At 69.5% G+C, this 20,080-nt stretch carries 21 protein-coding genes and 1 pseudogene; 15 read left to right on the top strand and 7 right to left on the bottom strand.

All coding sequences use genetic code 11. The annotated features are described in order from the left end of the window. Positions 1–28: 28 nt before the first annotated feature. Positions 29–595, bottom strand: a complete 567-nt coding sequence (locus tag EZH22_RS13695; RefSeq protein ID WP_203196130.1) for an OsmC family protein — start codon at positions 593–595, stop codon at positions 29–31. A gap of 222 nt (positions 596–817) precedes the next feature. On the opposite strand from EZH22_RS13695, the gene EZH22_RS13690 reads away from it, so the two are divergent. From EZH22_RS13690 to EZH22_RS32390, 3 genes are all read left to right on the top strand, one after another. Beyond that, entirely contained in the window at positions 818–1,462 is a 645-nt protein-coding gene (locus tag EZH22_RS13690; RefSeq protein ID WP_231711467.1) for a TetR/AcrR family transcriptional regulator, read from the top strand. A gap of 127 nt (positions 1,463–1,589) precedes the next feature. Further along, entirely contained in the window at positions 1,590–2,717 is a 1,128-nt protein-coding gene (locus tag EZH22_RS13685; protein WP_203196129.1) for a zinc-dependent alcohol dehydrogenase family protein, read from the top strand. Positions 2,718–2,881: 164 nt separating this feature from the next. Then, the gene (locus EZH22_RS32390; RefSeq protein ID WP_269902913.1) at positions 2,882–3,007 is read left to right on the top strand and encodes a hypothetical protein; all 126 of its coding nucleotides are present in this window, start codon (positions 2,882–2,884) and stop codon (positions 3,005–3,007) included. Positions 3,008–3,014: 7 nt separating this feature from the next. Here EZH22_RS32390 and EZH22_RS13680 read toward each other — a convergent pair whose 3' ends face one another. Continuing rightward, on the bottom strand, positions 3,015–4,133 hold the full coding sequence (locus EZH22_RS13680) for a c-type cytochrome (RefSeq protein ID WP_203196128.1): 1,119 nt from the start codon (positions 4,131–4,133) through the stop codon (positions 3,015–3,017). Positions 4,134–4,312: 179 nt separating this feature from the next. On the opposite strand from EZH22_RS13680, the gene EZH22_RS13675 reads away from it, so the two are divergent. The 6 genes from EZH22_RS13675 to EZH22_RS13650 all read left to right on the top strand — a co-directional run bounded on the left by EZH22_RS13675 (position 4,313) and on the right by EZH22_RS13650 (position 8,425). Beyond that, complete coding sequence (locus EZH22_RS13675; protein ID WP_203196127.1) at positions 4,313–4,924, top strand: 50S ribosomal protein L25/general stress protein Ctc; 612 nt, start codon at positions 4,313–4,315, stop codon at positions 4,922–4,924. 54 nt (positions 4,925–4,978) lie between these two features. Further along, positions 4,979–5,587: an aminoacyl-tRNA hydrolase gene (pth, locus tag EZH22_RS13670; protein WP_203196126.1), complete on the top strand. Its 609-nt coding sequence runs from the start codon at positions 4,979–4,981 to the stop codon at positions 5,585–5,587. Positions 5,588–5,738: 151 nt separating this feature from the next. Further along, positions 5,739–6,836, top strand: a complete 1,098-nt coding sequence (gene ychF / locus EZH22_RS13665) for a redox-regulated ATPase YchF (RefSeq protein WP_203196125.1) — start codon at positions 5,739–5,741, stop codon at positions 6,834–6,836. 15 nt (positions 6,837–6,851) lie between these two features. Next, positions 6,852–7,361, top strand: a complete 510-nt coding sequence (locus EZH22_RS13660; RefSeq protein WP_203196124.1) for a MaoC/PaaZ C-terminal domain-containing protein — start codon at positions 6,852–6,854, stop codon at positions 7,359–7,361. A 126-nt stretch (positions 7,362–7,487) separates the two neighbouring features. Next, positions 7,488–7,952: a MaoC family dehydratase gene (locus EZH22_RS13655; RefSeq protein WP_203196123.1), complete on the top strand. Its 465-nt coding sequence runs from the start codon at positions 7,488–7,490 to the stop codon at positions 7,950–7,952. Beyond that, positions 7,949–8,425 (top strand): MaoC family dehydratase, encoded by a 477-nt coding sequence (locus EZH22_RS13650; RefSeq protein ID WP_203196122.1) that lies wholly within the window; start codon positions 7,949–7,951, stop codon positions 8,423–8,425. The genes EZH22_RS13655 and EZH22_RS13650 overlap by 4 nt, the downstream gene beginning before the upstream one ends. Positions 8,426–8,507: 82 nt before the next feature. Here the strand turns inward: EZH22_RS13650 and EZH22_RS13645 are convergent, their stop codons facing one another. Further along, positions 8,508–9,494 (bottom strand): aldo/keto reductase, encoded by a 987-nt coding sequence (locus EZH22_RS13645; RefSeq protein ID WP_203196121.1) that lies wholly within the window; start codon positions 9,492–9,494, stop codon positions 8,508–8,510. Between the two features lie 98 nt (positions 9,495–9,592). Here EZH22_RS13645 and EZH22_RS13640 point away from each other — a divergent pair, with 98 nt between their 5' ends. The 6 genes and pseudogenes from EZH22_RS13640 (at position 9,593) to EZH22_RS13615 (ending at position 15,649) form a co-directional block, all read left to right on the top strand. Next, positions 9,593–10,216, top strand: a complete 624-nt coding sequence (locus tag EZH22_RS13640; RefSeq protein ID WP_203196120.1) for a TetR/AcrR family transcriptional regulator — start codon at positions 9,593–9,595, stop codon at positions 10,214–10,216. A gap of 179 nt (positions 10,217–10,395) precedes the next feature. Beyond that, the gene (ndk, locus tag EZH22_RS13635) at positions 10,396–10,818 is read left to right on the top strand and encodes a nucleoside-diphosphate kinase (protein WP_203196119.1); all 423 of its coding nucleotides are present in this window, start codon (positions 10,396–10,398) and stop codon (positions 10,816–10,818) included. Positions 10,819–10,977: 159 nt separating this feature from the next. Continuing rightward, entirely contained in the window at positions 10,978–11,679 is a 702-nt protein-coding gene (locus EZH22_RS13630; RefSeq protein ID WP_203196118.1) for a TerC family protein, read from the top strand. Between the two features lie 164 nt (positions 11,680–11,843). After that, positions 11,844–12,581: a TerC family protein gene (locus tag EZH22_RS13625; protein WP_203196117.1), complete on the top strand. Its 738-nt coding sequence runs from the start codon at positions 11,844–11,846 to the stop codon at positions 12,579–12,581. Positions 12,582–12,644: 63 nt separating this feature from the next. Next, positions 12,645–14,767: pseudogene (locus tag EZH22_RS13620) on the top strand (molybdopterin-containing oxidoreductase family protein). A gap of 81 nt (positions 14,768–14,848) precedes the next feature. Continuing rightward, complete coding sequence (locus EZH22_RS13615) at positions 14,849–15,649, top strand: bestrophin-like domain (RefSeq protein ID WP_203196116.1); 801 nt, start codon at positions 14,849–14,851, stop codon at positions 15,647–15,649. A gap of 218 nt (positions 15,650–15,867) precedes the next feature. Here EZH22_RS13615 and purN read toward each other — a convergent pair whose 3' ends face one another. The 4 genes from purN to aqpZ all read right to left on the bottom strand — a co-directional run bounded on the left by purN (position 15,868) and on the right by aqpZ (position 19,723). After that, positions 15,868–16,539, bottom strand: a complete 672-nt coding sequence (purN, locus tag EZH22_RS13610; protein ID WP_203196115.1) for a phosphoribosylglycinamide formyltransferase — start codon at positions 16,537–16,539, stop codon at positions 15,868–15,870. Next, positions 16,536–17,609: a phosphoribosylformylglycinamidine cyclo-ligase gene (gene purM / locus EZH22_RS13605; protein ID WP_203196114.1), complete on the bottom strand. Its 1,074-nt coding sequence runs from the start codon at positions 17,607–17,609 to the stop codon at positions 16,536–16,538. Before purM ends, purN begins: the two co-directional genes overlap by 4 nt. A 104-nt stretch (positions 17,610–17,713) precedes the next feature. Continuing rightward, the gene (locus EZH22_RS13600; RefSeq protein WP_203196113.1) at positions 17,714–18,610 is read right to left on the bottom strand and encodes a hydrogen peroxide-inducible genes activator; all 897 of its coding nucleotides are present in this window, start codon (positions 18,608–18,610) and stop codon (positions 17,714–17,716) included. A gap of 423 nt (positions 18,611–19,033) precedes the next feature. Beyond that, complete coding sequence (gene aqpZ, locus EZH22_RS13595) at positions 19,034–19,723, bottom strand: aquaporin Z (RefSeq protein WP_203196528.1); 690 nt, start codon at positions 19,721–19,723, stop codon at positions 19,034–19,036. Between the last annotated feature and the right edge of the window lie 357 nt (positions 19,724–20,080).

Genomic DNA, 20,080 nt, shown 5'->3' with positions numbered 1-20,080 from the left:
GCAAACCGGGCATGCCGGGCGCGGGCGATCAGGCCAGCGCCACCTCGAGATTCACCGGGCGCACGAAGGTGTTGGCCACCGGCGACCACTTGGTGACATGGGCGATGAGGGCGTCCACGTCCTCCTTCGGCACGCCGTCGCACTCCATCTCCACCTTCACGCGCACGTCGGTGAAGCCCACCGGCTTCTCGCTGACGTCGCCGGTACCCCACACGGCGGTGATGTTGAGGTCGCCCTCCAGCTGGAGCTCCAGCTTGCGCACGGTCCAGCCGCGATGCACCGCATTGGCATGCAGGCCCACGGCGAGGCAGGAGCCCAGCGCCGCGAGCGAGGCTTCGGACGGGTTCGGGGCGGTATCGTCGCCGAGCAGGCCCGGGGGCTCGTCGACGATGTAGGGGGCGAGGTTGCGGATATAATTGGCGTGCCGGAAGCGGCCCTCGGCCACAGTCTTGCACTTCAGGGTCTTGATGACCTTGGGGTCCGCCTTGCCGGCGGCGATGAGCTTCTCGAGGCCGTCCCTGTCGATGGGGGCGAGGCAGCCGGTGGCAGCCTCGGGCGCGAGGCAGCCCGTGAGAACGGTTTGGGGCGCGGACATCCGGATCTCCTTGGGTCACGAATAGACAGACCGGTCTGTCTTATGCATGCCCTGTGCCAGCTGCATCGGACCCAGGACGAATCTTCAGCGAAACATCTTTTCCTCAAGCGAGAGAAGCATTTTCGGCTTCCCCTCGTCGCCATTGCACGGCATGATTCATGCCTGTAATTGACAGACAGGTCTGTCTGAGTGCCCACGAAATCGGCACATTGGTGAGAAGCGATGCAGCAGCCGAAGATGATGCGGGCAAAGGTGCCGCACGGTCCCAATCCGCATGCCGCTCCGGAGCCGGAGGCCGAGCCGAAGGCGCGCGAGCGCATCCTTTCCGCCGCGACCCGCCTGTTCTGTCGCTATGGCATCAATGCCGTGGGCGTGGACGCGGTGGTGGCCGAGGCGGCCACCGCCAAGGCGACGCTCTACAAGACCTTCGGCTCCAAGGAGCGGCTGGTGGAGGCGGTGCTGGAGCGCGAGGGCGCCGCCTGGCGCGACTGGTTTCTCGGCGAGCTGCTCAAGGGGGAGGCACCGGCCCGCGCCCGCCTGCGCCGCATCTTTCCCGTGCTGCGGGAATGGTTCGGCGACGACGCCTTCTTCGGCTGCCCGTTCATCAATGCCGTGGCCGAGCACGACAAGAGGGACGACCGCCTGCGCCAGATCGCCCTCGCCCACAAGAAGGTGGTGCTCCAGACCATCGCCCGTCTCGCCGCCGAGGCCGGTTCCCGTGACCCGGAGGGCGCCGCCCACCAGATCGGCGTCCTCATCGACGGTGCCATCGTCGCCGCCATGATCACCAAGGACGCCAACGTCGCCCTGCTCGCCGGCCAGACCGCCGACCTGCTGATCGCCGGCATGGTGGCGGAAGCCGCCTGAGGCTTCCGCCGGCGACGAGAACCGGCGCGCGTGCGGCGCGCCTTCCCCTGAATGCCCATTCGCCCGAGCTTGACGCTGCCCCATGCGCCGGCCATTACGGCGCAAAGGATCGTCGGGAGGAAATATCATGCGTATTCGCGCCGCCGTGCTCCGCACGTCCCCGGTCGGCAAGCCCTACGGGGAGACGCGCCCGCTTACCATCGAGACGGTCGAGCTCGCCCCGCCCCAGGCCGGCGAGGTGCTGATCAAGGTGGCGGCTGCGGGCCTGTGCCATTCCGACCTCTCGGTGATCAACGGCGACCGTCCGCGCCAGTTGCCCATGGTGCTCGGCCACGAGGCCTCGGGCGTGGTGGTGGAGACCGGCGCCGGTGTCACCGACCTGTCCCCCGGCGACCATGTGGTGATGAGCTTCGTGCCCACCTGCGGCACCTGCCCCTCGTGCCTGGATGGAAAGGCCCAGCTGTGCGGCCCCGGCCAGGCGTCCAACGGCGCCGGCACCCTGCTCGGCGGCGGCCGGCGGCTCACCTGCGACGACGGCACGCAGGCCTACCATTTGTGCGGAATCTCTGGCTTCGGCGAGTATGCGGTGGTCTCGCGCCGCTCCATCATCAAGATCGACCCGGAGATGTCGCTGGTGGACGCCGCCCTGTTCGGCTGCGCGGTGATGACCGGCGTCGGCACGGTGGTGAACACCGCCGGCGTGAAGGCCGGCGACCGGGTGGCGGTGGTCGGGCTCGGCGGCGTCGGCCTTTCGGCGCTCATGGGCGCGGTGGCGGCCGGGGCGGAGCAGATCGTCGCCCTCGACATCTCGCCGGCGAAGCTGGAGCTGGCCCGTTCGCTCGGCGTCACCGACACCTTCCTGGCCACCGACCCCGATGTGGTGGAGGCGGTGAAGGACGCCACCTCCGGCGGCGTTCACCACGCGGTGGAGATGGCGGGCTCCGCCCCGGCCTTCGAGCTCGCCTACAAGATCACCCGGCGCGGCGGCACCACCACCACCGGGGGCCTTGCCAACCCCAACGCCCGCGTGTCCCTGCCGCCGGTGCACCTGGTGGCCGAGGAGCGCACCATCAAGGGCAGCTACATGGGAAGCTGCGTGCCGCCGCGCGACATCCCGCGCTTCATGGCGCTCTACCGGCGCGGCAAGCTGCCGGTGAACCGCCTGCTTTCCTCCACCGGCCCGCTCGACGACATCAATGAGGGCTTCGACCGCCTCGACCGCGGCGAGGTGGTGCGTCACGTGATCGTCTATTGAGGCGGCGGGCGGGGCGGCGGAGGCGCCCTTCCCCACCGAGCTTGCCCCGCCGCTTCGCCTGATGTCTTTGACTGATGTCTTTGCCTGGCCGCATTTTCTTCACGCGAACCCGTCCCCGGGCTCGAAAATGCTCTAAGGTCCCGGCGTCCGCAAAAGGAGAAGCCATGCGCGCCGTCATCCGTCTCGTCGCCGTCGCGGCGCTCGCCCTCGGCCTGTCGGGCTGCGACAAGTGCGGCAACTGGTTCGGCCAGGGCAGGCCCGGCGCCTGCCAGTCCACGACGCCGAAATGAGCGCTCCCTACCTGGCGTAGGGATTGGGTACCGTGCCCTTCACCGCCTTCAGGCGGGCAATCTCGGTCCGGATGGGACCGAACGGCCCGTATTTGTGCTGCTCCGCCGGGAAGCTGTCCGCGTAGGGGCCGTAGGGCGTGTCCACCGGCTTTTCGAGCAGGTTCGGGAAATCGGCCTCGAATGCGGCCCGCGCCGGGCGCGGCTGGCTCACCACGTAGGCGGCCACATCCCACGCATCCTCAGGCACCAGCACGGGCATGGTCCAGTCGGTGCCGTTCGGCATGTTGTCGTGCACGAAATTGGCGATGGTGACGAGGCGGTTCATGCCGGCGCCGTCGTTGAAGCTGTCCGGTCCCCATAGCGGCGGCACCCCATAGCCGAAGCTCGCGACCACGGCGTTGCGCGCGAGGCCCCGGCCATCCGCGCGATGGCAGAAAACACAATTCTGCGCGTAGACGAGCGCGCCGCGCGTCGGATCGGCGGGCCGGTCGAGGCCGGGGATGGCGCCGGCCCCGGCGCCCTCGATGCGCGCGTCCTTCGGTAGCGCGGTGGAGAGAATCCGCAGATAGGCGACAAGCGCCCGCATGGGGCCGGCGTCCCGCGGCATGGGGCGGCCGTTCATGGAGCGCGTCATGCAGTTGTCCAGCCGGTCCTCGAGGCTCGCCATGCCGCCGCTGCGCGCGGAATATTGCGGATAGTCGGTCGAGGCACCCACCAGCGGCAGGCCGAATTTCTTGCGGCCGGCATTGAGATGGCAATTGACGCAGGCCAGATTGTTGCCCGCGAACCGCATGGCCGGGTCCGGCGCATCCGGCCCGATATGGCGGGCGGTGGCTTCCAGGACGGAGCGGCCGTAGCGCACCAGGCGACCCTCGGCGTCATCCGGCAGCAGATCCACCTGCGGGATGTCCCACACCGCGATGCGGGCGTTGGCCGCGGCGAGCGCGGCGGCATCGCCGGCCGGCGCGCCGGGCCGCGGCGCCTCCTGCTGGGCCAGCGCCGCGCTCGCGGCGAGGGTCAGCGCGGCGCAGGTCAACGCGACGAAGGTCAATGCGGTGAAGGTCCGCGCGCCAATGGCGATGGCCCCGCCGGCCCTTCCAGCCAGCCCCCTCGGATATGCCCCCATGGCCGCTCCCCATCGGGCCGAAACGCCCGTCTTTGTTGCATCCGCGCCGTCGCGCCGTTATAAGCGCGCCTTCGTCCGCGGCATGCGCCCCCCTGGAGGCGTGCCGTCGGTCGAAGGCGCGTGCCCGCTCGGCGAGCCCGTGCCGCTTCCTGAACCTTATCAAAGTTAGGACGAGTGCCATGACTGCCATCAAGGAACTGAAGGCTGTGGCGCGCCCGCGGGCCGGCAAGGGGGCCGCCCGTGCCGAGCGCCGCGCCGGTCGCGTGCCCGCCGTGATCTACGGCGAGAAGCAGGAGCCGGTGACGATCTCGCTGAACCATCGCGAGATCAACAAGATCATCTATGCCGGCCACTTCCTCACCACGCTGTTCGAGATCGACGTGGACGGGACCAAGCACCGCGTGATCCCCCGCGACTACCAGCTCGACCCGGTGAAGGATTTCCCCCTGCACGTGGACTTCCTGCGCGTCTCCCAGGGCGCGAGCGTGACGGTGGAGGTGCCGGTGCACTTCGTGAGCCATGAGGCCTCCCCGGCGCTCAAGGCCGGTGGCACCCTGAACGTGGTGGCCCACACGGTGGAACTGGAGTGCCCGGCCGAATCGATCCCCGCCTCCATCGAGGTGGACCTGACCGGTGCCGATTACGGCGACATCTTCCACCTGTCCGACCTGACTCTGCCCGCGGGCGTGACCTGGGCCGGCCACGGCGACGACACTCTCGGCACCATCGTGGCCCCGTCGGGCCAGGCTGATGCCGCCGCCGAGGATGCCGCGGAAGCGGCCAAGGCCTGATCTGTCGCATCGCCACAGTCTGATCTGACGACTTTCGGGCCGGAGGAAAGCCTCATGTTCCTGTTCGCAGGGCTCGGCAATCCCGGCCCGAAATATGCCGGCAACCGTCACAATATCGGCTTCATGGCGCTGGACGCCATCTGCCGGCGCCACCGGCTCGGTCCACTCCGGCGCCGCTTCCAGTCCATGGCGGCGGAAGGCGAGATCGCCGGCGAGAAGGTCATCGCCGTCTTCCCCGAGACCTACATGAACGAGAGCGGGCGCGCGGTCTCCGAGGCGCAGCGCTTCTACAAGATCCCCCTCGACCACATCTTCGTCTTCCACGACGAGCTGGACCTGCCCCCGGCCAAGGTGCGCATCAAGAAGGGCGGCGGCAATGCCGGCCACAACGGCCTGCGCTCCATCACCGCCCAGTGCGGCAACGACTATTTCCGCGTCCGCCTCGGCATCGGCCATCCCGGCGACAAGGCGATGGTGATGCCCTACGTGCTCGGCGACTTCGCCAAGGCCGAGAAGGCCTGGGTGGACACGGTGTGCGACGCCTGCGCGGACTTTGCGCCCCTGCTGGCGGAAAAGCGCCCGGAAGAGTTCCAGAACCGCGCCCACCTGTTCCTGGAGGCGCAGGGCTTCGGCGAGCAAAAGCGGGTCGGCGAGAAGGGGTGAGGGCCGGGTGCGCCGTCGCGACCTGTTCCGATGGCGGGTTGCGCAGCCGTCCCGTCAGGGGATATGCGAAAGCCGAACGGTCACCCGCCTGACCTCCTCCCGTTCCTGATCCTGCCGCCGCCGAGGCTGGCGGGACAACTCTGAGCGTTCCATGGGCTTCAAATGCGGTATCGTCGGGCTTCCCAACGTGGGCAAGTCCACCCTCTTCAACGCGCTCACGCAGACCGCGGCGGCGCAGGCGGCGAACTATCCGTTCTGCACCATCGAGCCCAACGTGGGTGACGTGGCTGTACCGGACCCGCGCCTCGACACGCTGGCGCAGATCGCCGGCTCGGGGGCGATCATCCCCACCCGCCTCACCTTCGTGGACATCGCCGGCCTCGTGCGCGGCGCCTCCAAGGGCGAGGGGCTCGGCAACCAGTTCCTCGCCAACATCCGCGAGTGCGACGCCATCGCCCATGTGGTGCGCTGCTTCGAGGACGGCGACGTGACCCACGTGGAGGGCAAGATCTCCCCCGTGGACGACATCGAGACCATCGAGACCGAGCTCATGCTCGCCGACCTCGAAAGCCTGGAGAAGCGCGCGGCGGCGCTGGAGAAGAAGGCCAGGACCCTGGACAAGGAGGGCAAGGACACCCTCGACCTCATGACCCGCGCCCTGGTGCTGCTGCGCGAGGGCAAGCCGGCCCGCTTCGCCGAGGTGAAGCCGGAAGAGGAGAAGCTGTTCTCCCAGCTGGGCCTGATGACCGCCAAGCCCGTGCTCTACGTGTGCAACGTGGAGGAGGCCTCCGCCAAGGACGGCAACTCCCTCTCCGCCCAGGTGTTCGAGCGGGCGAAGCTCGAAGGCGCCATGGCGGTGGTGGTCTCGGCCAAGATCGAGAGCGAGATCGCGGTTCTCCCGCCCGAGGAGCAGAAGGAGTATCTGGAGGCCATCGACCTGGACGAGCCGGGCCTCAACCGGGTGATCCGCGCCGGCTACGACCTCCTGCACCTCGTCACCTACTTCACCGTGGGGCCGAAGGAGGCGCGCGCCTGGACCATCACCAAGGGCACCAAGGCCCCGGCGGCGGCCGGCGTGATCCATACGGATTTCGAGAAGGGCTTCATCCGCGCCGAAACCGTCGCCTACGACGACTACGTGAAGTTCAAGGGCGAGGCCGGCGCCCGCGAGGCTGGGCGCTTCCGCCTGGAAGGCAAGGACTATGTGGTCGCCGACGGCGACGTGCTGCACTTCCGCTTCGCCAACTGAGCCAGGGGCGCGGGCATGACGACGGAGGCGGCGGGGCCGCGCGAGATCGGGCGCTTCACCTTCACCGCCGAAGAGATCCGGCGCTTCGCCCGTCTCTATGACCCGCAGCCTTTCCACCTGGACGAGGACGCGGCGCGGCGCTCGCATTTCGGCACCCTCGTCGCGTCAGGCTGGCACACGGTGGCGGTGTGGATGGGATTCTTCGTGCGCGCCCACGCCGGGGCGGCGGAGAGGCTGCCGGAGGATCATCCCGCCGTCATCTCGCCGGTGGGCGTCGGCTTCGGCCTCCAGAACCTGCGATGGCCGGCCCCGGTGCGCGCTGGGGACACCATCGTGTTCCTCACCGAGATCCTCGATTCGCGCGCGAGCGGCAGCCGCTCCGGCTGGGCCATCCATCACCGCCGCAACAGCGCGCGCCGGGAGGACGGGACCGAGGTGCTCTCCTTCGAGCTGAGGCACCTGGCGCCGGAGATCGCAACCGCCCCTGAGGGCGCGGGGGGCCTTCCGGCATCCGGCGCGCGGTGACGACCCGGCCGGGGCGCGCGGCGGCCGCTGTCCGGGCCGGGAGAACCGGGGGGCTTGCGCCTTCTCCACCTTGACGTTTGCGGCATCCTCGCCTTGGATCGCATTCCAACGACAGGGAGGCCCGCCTTGCCCGACATCTTCTTCGAAGATTTCATCATCGGTGAGGTGAAGACGTTCGGTTCGCACGAGGTGACGCGGGATGAGATCGTCACCTTCGCCCGCGAGTTCGACCCGCAGCCCATGCATCTCGACGAAGCCGCGGGCAAGGCGTCCCTGCTCGGCGCCCTCGCGGCCTCTGGATGGCAGACCTGCGCCATCATGATGCGGCTCATCTGCGACGGCTTCCTGGTGCGCACCGCCGGCATGGGCTCGCCCGGCGTCACCGAGAACAAGTGGCTGGCGCCCGTCTTCCCCGGCGACGTGCTCACCCTGCGCCGCACGGTGCTGGAGAGCCGCACCTCGCGGAGCAAGCCCGACATGGGCCTCGTGACGTTCCGGTTCGAGCTGCTGAAGGCGAACAAGAGCCCCGCGATGGAACAGGTCTGCGTGCTGATGGTCGGCCGCCGCAACCCCGGAGCCCGCCTCGCATGAAATTCTTCGACGACATCGAGGTCGGCGCCCGCGAGGTTCTGGGCCACCACACCTTCGGCGAAGCGGAAATGATCGCGTTCGCCCGCGCCTATGATCCCCAGCCCTTCCACGTGGATCCGGAGGCGGCGAAGCGCAGCCATTTCGGCGCCCTGGTGGCCTCCGGCTGGTACACCGCATCGCTCTGGATGCGATATTTCGTCGGCTTCAACGTGCGGACAGCCGAGGCCCAGCGCGCACGCGGCGAGCGGGTGCCGGTCGTGGGCCCCTCCCCCGGCTTCTCCAACCTGCACTGGCTGAAGCCGGTCTATGCCGGCGATACCATCACCTACGCCACGGAGGCGAGGGAGAAGACGGTGAGCCGCAGCAAGTCCCACTGGGGCATCCTCAAGGCCTACAACAGCGGCACCAACCAGTATGGCGACCTGGTGATCGACTTCGAGAGCGTGGTGCTGCTGGAGCGGCGGGGGAGCTGAGAGCCCCCCGCCCGGGCGGGAGCCCCGGGCGTTCCAGACGGGTCGCGCGCCCCGCGCGATCGTCGCGGGGCGCGCGCCGGCCTCACAGGCCGAGCAGCGCCATCGCCGCCTGCGGGTAGCGCGTGCCCGCCACCGCCGCCGGCGCGAACAGCGCATCGAGGGTCGCCACCTCGGCGCCGGTGAGGCGGAGCGCAGCCGCCGCGACGTTCTCCTTCAGGTAGGCCACACGCCGCGTGCCGGGGATGGGGATCACGTGGTCCTGCTTGTTCAGGATCCAGGCGAGGGCGATCTGCGCGCTGGTGGCACCCTTCTGCGCCGCGAAATCGGCCAGCGCCTCGGTGAGCTTGAGGTTCTGCGCCAGCGCCTCGCCCACGAAGCGCGGGTTGGTGCGGCGGAAATCGTCCGCGGCCAGGGCATCCGGACTGGTGACCGCGCCGGTGAGGAAGGACCGCCCGAGCGGACTGTAGGCGACGAAGGCGATGCCGAGCTCGCGGCAGGCATCGAGCATCTCCGCCTCCGGCTCGCGGCTCCACAGGGAGTATTCGATCTGCACCGCGGCGATGGGATGCACCGCATGGGCCCGCCGCAGGGTGGCCACCGAGCATTCGGACAGGCCGAGGAAGCGCACCTTCCCCGCCTCCACGAGGCCCTTCATGGCGCCAACCGTGTCCTCGATGGGGGTCTCGGGGTCGACGCGGTGCTGGTAATAAAGGTCGATGGTGTCGATGCCGAGCCGCGCGAGGCTGGCGTCGCAGGCGGAGCGCACATAGTCCGGCGTGCCGGAGATGCCGAGGCGCTCGCCGTTCGGCCCGCGCACGTTGCCGAACTTGGTGGCGAGGATCACCTGGTCGCGCCGGCCTTTCAGGAAGCGGCCGAGCAGCCGCTCATTGTGGCCGACGCCGTACATGTCGGCGGTATCAAAGAAATTTATGCCGAGGTCGAGGGCCGCTGCTAGGGTTGCCAGCGACTGGTCGTCGTCGCTGGGGCCGTAGAATTCCGACATGCCCATGCAGCCGAGGCCGATGGCGGACACGGAAAGACCCGAGCGACCGAGAGGACGGTGGTCCATGGGGACCTCACGATGATGAGAGGGGAGAAACCGAAGGCGGCCAACGCGGACAGGACTGGCCACACAAGTAAACTACACCGTATCGTTTACATATGTCAATGAATCCCGCCACGCCCCGCCCGGTGGCGCCCCGGCGCCGCGATCCGCGCGGCACCGCCGCCCGCATCCGCGCCGCCGCGCGCCGGCTGTTCCTGGAAAAAGGCTACGAAGCCACCGCCATGGATGCGGTCGCCGCCGCCGCGCCGGTGTCCAAGCGCACGCTCTACCAGCATTTCAGCAGCAAGGCGGAGCTGTTCGGGGCGGTGATCGACGAGGCTTGGTCGCATTTCACCCGCGCCCCCATGCTCCCGTCGGATACCACGGGCGATCCGCGCGCGGTGCTGCGCGCCTATGTGGGCCGGCTGACCGAGCATTGGGACCGGCCCGACGTCATCCCCCTGCTGCGCCTGGTCATCGCCGAGGCGCCCCGCTTTCCGGAGCTTTCGCACGCCTATTTCGCGGCCGGCAAGGAACCGGCGGTCAAGGGCCTGTCGGCCTATCTCGCCAGCCTCGCCGGCGAGGGCCGCCTCGCGCCGGGCCTCGACCCGCAGCTCGCGGCGGCCCAGTTCCTCGGCGCCATCAAGGAGCCCCTGTTCTGGCCGCGCGTGCTCGGCGTGCCGGCGGCTTTCGATGGGGCGGAGGCGATGGAACGCGCCATCGACACGGTGTTGCGGCAGGGGTGAGGGCCGCCGAAACGGGCAAAAGCGCCGCGCCGCCCGCCAGGTCCGGGCCCCGCACCCGGTCGCGCGGCGGCGCCTTCGCCCCGCCGTCCCTTGCCCCGTCACCCTGCGGCTGCTAAGAGCCGCGCCATCCGCGGACCGCCCGCGGCCTTCCCATTCCAGAACAGACAGGACGGTTCCCCATGGCGATCGAGCGCACTTTCTCGATCATCAAGCCCGACGCGACGCGTCGGAACCTGACCGGCGCCATCAATGCCGTCATCGAAAATGCAGGCCTGCGCATCGTCGCCCAGAAGCGCATCGCGATGACGAAGGCGCAGGCGGAGACCTTCTACGCCGTGCACAGCGCGCGCCCCTTCTTCGGCGATCTCGTGTCCTTCATGACCTCGGGGCCGGTGGTGGTCCAGGTGCTGGAAGGCGAGGACGCCGTGGCCAAGTACCGCGAGGTCATGGGCGCCACCAATCCCGCCAATGCGGCGGACGGCACCATCCGCAAGCTGTTCGCCGAATCCATCGAGGCGAACTCCGCGCACGGCTCCGACAGCGTGGAGAATGCGGCGGCGGAAATCGCCCAGTTCTTCTCCGGCAACGAGATCGTCGGCTGAACCCCGGCAGCTCTTGACCCATGCCGCAGCGCGCGATCGATTTGTGCGCTGCGGTGTCCGGTTTTTGTTGTGAGCGGACTTAACGGAAGCTAGCGTAGCGTCAAAATCCAAAATACGGCGCACCAGACGCAGAATACCATAAGGTCCGGGGTAGGAACCATGTCGCTCGATTCACCAGTGCTCTGGCTCGCACTGCTGCAGATCATCTGGATCAACGTCCTCCTCTCGGGGGACAATGCCGTGGTCATCGCCCTCGCCTGCCGTTCCCTGCCGGACAAGGCCCGCCGCATGGGCATCGTCCTCGGCGCGGGGGTCGCGGTGGTGCTGCGCATTCTCTTCACCGGCATCGTGGCGACCCTTCTCGCCCTGCCGTGGCTGAAGCTGGTGGGATCGCTGGCCCTCATGTGGATCGCCGTCGACCTCGCCGCGCCCAACGAGGCCGGCGAGGAGAGCGTCGAGGCCAGCGACAGCCTGTGGAAGGCGGTGGGCACGGTGGCCGTGGCCGACATCGTCATGAGCCTCGACAACGTGGTGGCCGTCGCCGCCATCGCCGACGGCAACTGGTGGCTCCTGGTCTTCGGCCTCGCCATCTCCATCCCGCTGATCGTCGCCGGCTCCTCGCTGGTGATGGCGCTCATCGACCGCTTCCCGCTGCTGGTCTGGGCCGGCGCCGCTTTGCTCGGCTGGGTGGCCGGGGACATGCTGCTCGGCGACGTGGCGGTGATCGAGCGCATCGGCGCCGAGACCACGGAGCACCTGCACCGCATCGTCTCCGCCGTCGGCGCAGTACTGGTGGTGGCCGTGGCCTACGGCCTGAAGCGCTACAAGGCATCGCGCGGCCACGACAACCTCGCCGCCTAGGCGGCACGCCCCCGGCGGGGGTATCGAAATCGGGGCCGGATGGCCCCTTTTTCTTGGTATGATATTGACGTAGCGTAAGTTTTACGTAGCGTCATCATTCCACGGAAAAGTAATGCGCGCCAGAAATGGCGCACCGCGGCGGTATCCGCAGCTGGGAGCAGACGATGGATTTTACGGCACCAACCTTCTGGGTCTCGCTTCTCCAGATCATCTGGATCGACCTGCTGCTGTCCGGTGACAATGCGGTGGTCATCGCGCTCGCCTGCCGCTCGCTGCCGGTGAAGCAGCGCAAGTGGGGCATCCTGCTCGGCGCCGGCGCGGCGGTGGGGCTGCGCATCCTGTTCGCCCTCGCCGTCACCGTGCTGCTCGGCATCCCGTTCCTGAAGGTAGCGGGCGGCCTTCTGCTGTTCTGGATCGCCATCAAGCTGGTGACCGACCACGAAGGCGAGGCGCACGATGTCGCCGCCTCCGACAGCCTGTGGAAGGCGGTGCGCACCATCGCCATCGCCGACGCGGTGATGAGCCTCGACAACGTGGTGGCCATCGCCGCCGCCGCGCGCGGGCACTGGGAGCTGTTCGTCTTCGGCCTCGTTCTCACCATCCCGCTGATCATCTTCGGCTCGCAGCTGCTGCTCAACCTGCTCACCCGCTTCCCCATCCTCATCTGGGCCGGCGCGGCGCTCTTGGGCTGGATCGCCGGCGAGATGCTGGTGGGCGACGTGATGGCGCTCAGCTACCTGCAGCATTTCGACCCCTCGCTGGTGAAGGTGGACGACCACGGCGTCCATCCGGCCGCCCTGCCCCATTACCTGGCCAGCGTCACCGGCGCGGTCGTCGTGCTGGCCGCGGGCTACCTGCTGCGGGGCCGCTCCCGCGGCGCGGAGGCCGGGCACGGGGCCTGATCGCCGCCCGGGATGCCTTGAAAAGGGGGCGACGGCAGCCGTCGCCCCCTTTATCCTGCCCGCATGAACGTGCATGCCCCGAACACGTCCCCCGCCCCCACCGGCGCCGTGACGACACGCGCCTCCACCTGCCCGCATGACTGCCCCTCCACCTGCGCCCTCGAGGTGGATATCGGCGCGGACGGCCGCATCGGCCGCGTGCGCGGCGCCAAGGCGCAGACCTACACCGCCGGAATCATCTGCGCGAAGGTGGCTCGGTATGCCGAGCGGGCAAACCACCCGGACCGCCTCACCCACCCGCTGCTGCGCACCGGGCCGAAGGGCTCCGGGCAGTTCGCCCGCATTTCCTGGGACGAGGCCCTCGACCGCATCGCCGAGGCGCTGCTGATGGCCGAGCGGGAGCACGGCGCGCAGTCCGTGTGGCCTTATTTCTATGCCGGCACCATGGGCCTGGTGATGCGCGACGGCATCAACCGGCTGACCCATGCCAAGGGCTATTCGCGCTTCTTCGCCACCATCTGCGTCAACCCGGCCTGGAGCGGCTACATGGCCGGCGCCGGCCGCATCTCCGGCGCCGACCCGCGCGAGATGGCGGTCTCCGACCTCGTCACCCTGTGGGGCAACAACGCCGTCTCCACCCAGGTCAACGTCATGACCCACGCGGTGAAGGCGCGGAAGGAGCGCGCGGCGAAGATCGCGGTGGTGGACGTCTATCGCACCCCCACCATGGAGCAGGCGGACATGGCGCTGCTCATCCGCCCGGGCACGGACGGGGCGCTCGCCTGCGCCGTCATGCACGTGCTGTTCCGCGACGGCCATGCCGACCGCGCCTATTTGGAGCGCTATGCCCGCGACGTCGAGGCGCTCGAAGCCCACCTGAAGTCCCGCACCCCGGCCTGGGCCGCCGCCATCTGCGGGCTGGCCGCGGAGGAGATCGAGGCCTACGCGCGGCTGGTGGGCACCACGCCCCGCGCCTTCTTCCGCATCGGCTACGGCCTCTCGCGCAGCCGCAACGGGGCGGTGAGCATGCATGCGGTCGCCTCCATCCCGGTGGTGACGGGCGCCTGGCAGCACGAAGGCGGCGGCGCCCTGCACTCCCTGTCGGGTACCTACCGCTGGCGCAAGGGATGATCGAGGGGCTCGACCGGCTCGATCCGGCCACCCGCCAGCTCGACCAGTCCCGCATCGGGCCCATCCTCATGGGCGAAGAGGATGCGCTCGCCGGCGGGCCGCCGGTGAAGGCGCTGTTCATCCAGAACACCAATCCCCTCGCCGTCGCGCCGGAGCAGGAGAAGGTGCGGGCCGGCTTCGCGCGCGAGGACCTGTTCGTCGCCGTGCACGAGCAGTTCATGACCGACACGGCGCAGATGGCCGACATCGTCCTGCCCGCCACCATGTTCACCGAGCATGACGACCTCTACCAGGCGGGCGGGCATCCCCACATCCAGCTCGGGCCGAAGCTGGTGGAGCCGCCGGGCGAATGCCGCTCCAACCACGAGGTCGTCTGCGCGCTGGCGCGGCGCGTGGGGGCGGAGCATCCCGGCTTCGCCATGAGCCCGCGCGAGCTCATCGACTGGACCCTGCGCGAGACCGGGCGCGCGCCGCTGGACGCGCTGGAGACGGCCCGCTTCATCGACGTGGCGCAGAGCTTCGAGGAGGCCCACTTCCTGAACGGCTTCGGCCATCGCGACAAGCGCTTCCACTTCGCGGTGGACTGGGCCAACCTCGGCTTTCCCGCCCCGGCCAAGTTCGGTCCCGTGGCCGACATGCCGGCCCTGCCCGACCACTGGGCGGTGATCGAGGACGCCACCGCCGAGCACCCCTTCCGCTTGGTGACGGCGCCGGCGCGCAACTTCCTCAACTCCTCCTTCACCGAGACGCCCACCTCCGCCGCGCGGGAGGGGCCGCCCTCCTTGCTCATCCACCCGCAGGACGCGGCGGCGCTCGGCGTGGCGGAGGGCGAGCAGGTGGAGGTGAGCAATCCGCGCGGGTGCGTGGTGCTGGCGGTGCGCCTGTTCGACGGGCTGCGGCGGGGCGTGGTGGTGTCGGAGCAGATCCAGCCGGCCCGCGCCCATCACGGCGGGCGCGGCATCAACACCCTCACTGGCGCCGATCCGGTCGCCCCGGTGGGCGGCGCCGCCTTCCACGACAACCGGGTGCGCATCGCGAGGCTCCCGGCCGGCTGATCGCAACGGCGGTGGACGCCGCCATGCCACCTGCACTACAAGGCGGTGTCTTTCCACCACAATCCGGGATGTCCCGCCGCGATGCTCGCCGCCTTTGCCGACCGCGTGGCGCAATGGCCCAACATTGCCATCGTCCTGAGCTTCTCGGGCGTGATGCTGGCTCTGCTCATCCTGTCACGCCGGCTCGGGCGGCGCTTCCTGCCCCGCACGGGCGAGGATGAGCGCGCCAGCGCGGTGCTCGACACCTTCAAGGTTCTGGGGCCGCTCACCGGCGTGTTCCTGAGCTTCTCCCTGGTGCAGAGCATCGGACAGTTCCGCGCCGTCGACGTGAACGTCGCCCGGGAAGCCACCAACATCTTCCAGCTCGACCGCGCGCTCGCCGGCGCGCCTGCCACCGAGGAGGCGCGATCCGCGCGCCTCGCCCTACGCGACTATGTGCGGTCCGTGGTCAGCGACGAATGGCCCGCGCTCCACGACGGAGAGAGCGAACCCCGCGCCACGGTGCAGGCCCTCAACCAGCTCCACCTCTCGGTGGAGGCTCTGGTCGCCAGACTGCCGACGGACGCGCGCGCCGCCAGCGACGTGGACAAGAATTTCGACGACATGCAGGACGACCGCGCCAACCGGCTCGGCGTAGCCCATGGCGGGCTGCCGGACGTGATCTGGTGGGTGCTGGCCCTGCTCTTCGCCCTGCTCTTCGCCTGCGGCGCCTGCCTGCAGGGCTCGACCGCGCGCCACCCGCTGCCGATCGTCTACGTGACGGGGCTGGGGCTGCTGGCGGCCCTGCTCTTCATCTTCGACCGGCCGTTCCAGGGCGACGTCAGCATCGCCCCAGCGCCCATCGTGAAGGTGCTGGGCCAGATGGAGGCGCGGCTGAAGTGAGGCAGGGCCTTAGGACCGATCGACATTCAAATCGACCGACGCCCTCCCTACACCACCATTGCGGCCGGGCTTGTCCCGGCCATCCCACGCGGTTGGGCCGGGCACATATCCTCGCAGGCCGGCGCCAGCGGTGCGGCGTGGATGCCCGGGACAAGCCCGGGCATGACGGCATCCGAAGAAAAGCGCGGACACTGAATGTCGATCGGTCCTAAGGCCCCTCACACCACCGGCAGCACCAGCGGCGCGAGGCCGCCGCGCGCGCCTTCGATCAGCACCCGCTCCTCGGCCACCGTCAGCCGGCCGGAGGCGAGGAGCTCGAGGCCCTTGGGATAGATGACGTGCTCCTGTGCCAGCACCCGGTCGGCCAGCGCGTCGGGGGTATCGTCGGCCTCGATGGGCACCACCGCCTGGAGGATGATCGGCCCCTCGTCCATCTCGGCGCGCACGAAATGCACGGTGCAGCCGTGCACCCGCACCCCGGCCTCCAGCGCCCGCTCGTGGGTGTGCAGGCCCTTGAAGCTCGGCAGCAGGGAGGGATGCACGTTGATCATCCGGTCGCGCCAGCGCTCCACCAGCCACGGCGTGAGCAGGCGCATGAAGCCGGCGAGGCAGACGATCTCGATGCCCTCGGCCTTCAGGTGCGCATCCAGCGCCGCGTCGAAGGCGACGCGATCCGAATAGTCCTTGTGGCTCAGCACCAAAGTCGGGATGCCGTGTTCCTTGGCGAAGTCGAGCCCGGGGGCATCGGCGCGGTTGGAAAGCACGAGGGCGATCTCGGCCGGAAAGTCCGGCTGCTCGGCCGCGCGCACCAGCGCCGCCATGTTGGAGCCGCGCCCGGAGATGAGGACGGCGGTGCGCTTCGGCTGCGCGCCGTTGGAGCGGCCGGTCATCGCGCGAACCCGAAATCCGTCGCGCCGTCATAGGTCACGTGAGCGCCGCCGGCCCCCGGCTCGATCACGCCGAGGCGGATGACGCTCTCGCCCGCGTCGGCGAAGGCGTCCGCCACCTCCTCCTCCCGCTCCACCGGCACCACCACGGCCATGCCGACGCCGCAGTTGAAGGCGCGCAGCATCTCCTCGGGGGCCACGGCGCCCACGCTGGCGAGCCAGCGGAAGACCGGGGGCACCATGAGGTTGGCAAGATCGATGCGGGCGATGGTGCCCGTGGGCAGCACCCGCGGCAGGTTCTCGGTGATGCCGCCGCCGGTGATGTGCGCCAGCGCCTTCACCGCACCCGTCGTGCGGATCACCGAGAGCACGCTCTTCACATAGAGGCGGGTGGGGGTGAGCAGCGCCGCGCCCAGCGTCTCCCCGGCGTGGAACGGGGCGGGATCGGTCCAGGCGAGGCCCGAGCGCTCGACGATGCGGCGGACCAGGGAATAGCCGTTGGAATGCACCCCGTCCGAGGCGAGGCCGAGGATGACGTCGCCCGCCACCACGTCCTTCCGCGGCAGCAGATCGCCGCGCTCCACCGCGCCGAGGGAGAAGCCGGCGAGGTCGTAATCGCCGTCCCGGTACATGCCGGGCATCTCGGCGGTCTCGCCGCCGATGAGGGCGCAGCCGGCCGCCTTGCAGGCCCGGGCGATGCCGGCGACGATGTGGGCGCCCACTTCCGGCGCGAGCCGGCCGGTGGCGAAATAATCGAGGAACAGCAGGGGCTCGGCGCCCTGCACCACCAGGTCGTTGACGCACATGGCGACGAGGTCGATGCCGATGGTGTCGTGCACGCCGGTGTCGATGGCGATCTTGAGCTTGGTGCCGACGCCGTCGGTGGTGGCGATGAGGAGCGGGTCGGAAAAGCCCGCCGCCTTCAGGTCGAACACCCCGCCAAAGCCGCCGATGTCCGCGTCCGCCCCGGGGCGCGCGGTGGCCTTCACCAGCGGCTTGATGAGATCGACCAGGCGGTTGCCCGCATCGATGTCCACGCCCGCGTCGCGGTAGGAAAGTCCGTCCTGCGCCATAAAGGTCCCCGTCTTTGCGCGGGGCTTAGCTTTGAATGCCGGGCAAAGCAAGGCGGCCAAGCGCAACCCTGCGCCCCTTCCGTCCGCGCGAAGGCGATTGACCCTCACCCGCCGGGGCGGCAGGCCTTGACCATGGCGGCGACCGCGTCCACGTCGTCGCGGAAGGGAAGCGTCCGCCGCCAGACGAGGCCGATGGTGCGGGTCGGCACCGGATCGGGAAACGGCAGCAGCCGCACCCGCGGGATGCGCCCGCCCTCCGAGGACACGAACATCTCCGGCAGCAGCGTCACGCCCTGCCCGTTGGCCACCAGCTGGGCCAGGGTGGAGAGGCTGGAGGCGCCGAAGCGCCTCAGGCGCTTCTCGTCCACCTTGCGGCAGACGTTGAGCGCCTGGTCGCGGAAGCAGTGGCCGTCCTCCAGCAGCAGGAGGTCGTCGGCGAGGATCCGGTCGGCGGAGGCCAGCTCTTCCGGAAAGGCGTCGGACGCCTCCGGGACGGCGAGGAAGAAGGGATCATCGAACAGGGCCAGGGTCTCCAGCGCCGGGTGCTCCACCGGCAGGCTGAGGACGACGAGGTCGAGGTCGCCATGGGCGAGGTCGGCCACCAGCTGGTCGGTCTGGCTCTCCCTGAGCGCGATCTCGACGCCGGGATAGCGGCGCGCCATCTCCGGCAGGAGGCGCGGCAGGAGATAGGGGGCGATGGAGGCGATGACGCCGAGGCGCAGCCGGCCCTCCAGCAGGTGGCCACGATCGCGAATGGTGCGCTCCATGTCGCCCAAGGCGGCGAGCACGCCGCGGGCCCGCGCCGCCGCCTCCTCCCCCACCACGGTGAGGCGGACTCCGCCCTGTCCGCGCTCGACGAGGCGCACCCCCAGCATGTCCTCCATCTCGCGGATCTGCATGGACAAAGCCGGCTGGGTCACGGCGCACTCCTTCGCCGCGCGCCCGAAATGGAGGTGCCGGGACAGGGCGTCGAAATAGCGAAGCTGGCGGGTGGAGAGCATTCGATAAGATTATCTGATCAAAAATTCAATGCAATCTGATTTGTGCTTATGCCGGCTTCCCCGCATGCTGTGCCGAGATTTGGCCCGGAACCAGACCCGGCGCGGCAGAAGCGGCCGCGCCGCTGCGTTCTCAAGGGCAAGATGCGGGCTCGCGCCGGCGGAGGAGCGAGGCGCGCAACCCGGATGGCGGCAGCCCGGATCGCGAATGCGCCGGGCGCCGGGCGGAAGACGCCGGAAGCTCCCATCGCCGCCCCATGGCGGACGGGAAACCGTGCGGGGAAAGCCTGACGGGCGAGCGGTCCGATCGTCAGGCTCGCGGAAAGGGGATGCGCCACGGCGCATCCCCTTTCTTTTGGCGTGCGCCGCTCAGGCGCCGCGCGGGCTCGGTTTCCAGGCCGGCGCCGCTCAGGCGCCGCGCGGGCTTCAGTCTTCCAGCACCTTCAGCTTGAACAGCAGGCCGGCGAGATAGGCGCCCACCAGCGGCACCACGATGAACAGCCACAGCTGGGAGATGGCCTTGCCGCCGGCGAACAGGGCCGGGCCGATGGAGCGGGCCGGGTTCACCGACACGCCGGTCACGGGGATGAAGACGATATGGATCATCACCAGCGACAGGCCGATGGCGAGCCCCGCCGCCTGGGTGATGCCGGCCTTGGAGGTGGAGCCGAGGATGACCACCAGGAACACGAACGTGCCCACCAGCTCCGCCACGATCGCCGCGCCGAGGCCGTAGCCGCCGATATAGCCCTCGCCCCAGCCGTTCTGGCCGAGACCCGCCGTGCCCACGTCGAAGCCGGCCAGCTTGCCGGAGGCGATGACGAACAGGATGGCCGCGCCGGCAATGCCGCCCAGCACCTGGGCCAGCCAGTAGAGCGGCACCTCGGACGTGGGCAGCCTTCCGGCCGCCCATACGCCGATGGTGACCGCCGGATTGATATGGCAGCCGGAGACGTGCCCGATGCCGTAGGCCATGGAGGTCACTGCGAGGCCGAAGGCGAACGCGATGGCGAGCATGCCGATCGGGGCGCTTCCATACCCGGTGAGAACCGCCGACCCGCAGCCGAACAGGACCAGCACCGCGGTGCCGATGAATTCCGCCACATATTTGTTCATGCCCACCTCCCAGGTGCGCACCCGTCCGGCCACTGTCACAGCGCCGATGGGAAAGAGCGCACCATCCATCGATTCAAGGACGGATTCACCGAGGAGGCCGACGCGCCGCCCCGGACCCATCCCGCATGCGACGCGAATCCCAGACCCCTTCGGGGGGCGCCGCCGCGCAAGCCAACGCCTCGTCAAGGCCGAGATCAAGATCGCAACCGCGACCGGCGGGGCTTTCCACCGTTCTCTCGCGCCATCCGTCGTGGGGACCGCTCGCGAAAAGATGAACGGTTCCTGAGCGCCCGATCCAGCGCCGGTTCAATTGGAAAGACGTAAGACGTGCCGATCTTCATCCTTCGTTAGGGGGAA

The organism is Xanthobacter dioxanivorans (assembly GCF_016807805.1).
Taxonomy (GTDB): Bacteria; Pseudomonadota; Alphaproteobacteria; order Rhizobiales; family Xanthobacteraceae; genus Xanthobacter; species Xanthobacter dioxanivorans.
The sequence above is the reverse complement of the archived record's forward strand: the minus strand, read 5'-3'. Positions and strand labels throughout refer to the sequence as shown.